Annotated in this window: 1 protein-coding gene; it reads left to right on the forward strand. The window is 44.8% G+C overall.

All coding sequences use genetic code 11. The features are described from left to right. A partial coding sequence (locus tag C1E24_RS20775; protein WP_138484817.1) for an IS110 family transposase occupies positions 1-730 on the forward strand: 730 nt, incomplete at its 5' end. Positions 731-1,158: the final 428 nt, after the last annotated feature.

Below are 1,158 nucleotides of genomic sequence, written 5' to 3' on the forward strand. Positions count from 1 at the left end.
GATGAAAGACTTAAAAGATGCCAAATACCAGCTAAAAGCACTGCTTCTTCGCAACAATATCAACTATGCCGGCACTGCAAACTGGTCTCTCAAACACTTACGTTGGCTCACAGAATTAGTATTACCACACCCCGCACAACAAATCGTTTTACAGGAGTTTATTCAAACTATAAATGAACGAATGGCTAGATTAGAGCGACTCGACAATGAACTCTCTCACCATGTTTATCAATGGCGGTACTACCCTGTTGTTAAAGCCATTCAGGCTATGCGCGGCGTTCGCTTACTCGTGGCCGCTGGCGTTGTGGCTGAGCTTGGCGATTTAACGCGCTTCGACCATCCCCGTAAATTAATGAGTTATCTGGGTCTTGTACCCAGTGAACACTCGAGTGGTGGCAAACGTCATATTGGCGCCATCACAAAATGCGGAAATGGCCGAGCAAGGCGTCTTCTTGTTGAAGGGGCGCATACATATCGCTACGCAGCAAACATATCGACAGATATGCAAAAACGACAAGAAGGTTTACCAAAGGATATCATTGATATTGCGTGGAAAGCGCAGCTTAGGCTCTGCAAGCGTTATAAAAAAATGATAGCCAAAGGAAAACACTACAACCTTGTTGTCACTGCAATTGCCCGAGAAATGATTGCGTACATATGGGCAATTGCTAAAGAAGTGGTGCTTAAGCCTGTGAATACAAAACTGAGATTGGCAAGAGTACCCGCATGATAAACGAATTAGAGTTAATGCATGGGATCAAGCATCGGGTGTGGCACAACCACCGGCGGCGTTAGGATGGCAATGCAGCTAACGCTGCATTGAACCACGAACATAGACTGAAGACAGGTGCTACGTCGAGTTAAGTAAGGTCTGCTCTGCTCATGAGAATGAGTAACCAACGAATATCACCGGGGCGACGCTTCGCCATGAAAACCGACGAAATTACTTGCTTCATCCTATGCGTTAACTCGCTCTAATTCGAGTTGAGAAATTATGGCTTAAAAAGTTAGGCGGGATCAGTGCGTTTAACTTGACAGTGGGAGTCATACCAACGCCCTCGTTAATGGGCAAAATTTAGTTGGCTAAAATTGTTGAGGAACGAAACACAGCCAACTGTATTTTGTCCTGATTTAACAGCTTGATACTTATTGAACCTT

Origin of the sequence: Pseudoalteromonas phenolica (assembly GCF_005876835.1) — a bacterium.
In the GTDB taxonomy this organism is placed as follows: domain Bacteria; phylum Pseudomonadota; class Gammaproteobacteria; order Enterobacterales; family Alteromonadaceae; genus Pseudoalteromonas; species Pseudoalteromonas phenolica_B.